Origin of the sequence: Undibacterium sp. RuTC16W, from assembly GCF_049339445.1 — a bacterium.
GTDB lineage: Bacteria > Pseudomonadota > Gammaproteobacteria > Burkholderiales > Burkholderiaceae_D > Undibacterium.
This window is the reverse complement of the sequence record NZ_JBMPPE010000140.1, coordinates 1-278: the sequence shown is the minus strand read 5'-3', so window position 1 is coordinate 278 and position 278 is coordinate 1. Positions and strand designations below refer to the sequence as shown.

Below are 278 nucleotides of genomic sequence, written 5' to 3'. Positions count from 1 at the left end.
GACGGGATTGGATTGGCGTTGGAAGGCGTGCCGGGTTCCGAGCTCCCGTAAAACGATCGGAAAACCATAACTGCCGATACGCAGTTTGCATACGCTGCCTAATCGCTAGGCAGCCGCTCCCGCTGTCCGAGCCCGCGCGGCGGCGAGCGAGCGTCATGCTTGCGGGATAGGCTGAGAGCTTCGGTCCGGAGCAGGCTGAGATCAATCGGGCTAGGATTCAGTTCATCTTGCCGGTTCTAAGGCTGGGTCCGAAACTTGGGAACTGGCTACGCACGTAG

The 278-nt window shown here is 60.1% G+C and carries 1 other RNA gene; it reads left to right on the top strand.

Annotation, left to right across the window (positions count from 1 at the left end):
- Positions 1 to 278: a transfer-messenger RNA gene (gene ssrA / locus ACO0K4_RS19845) on the top strand; the annotation flags it as partial.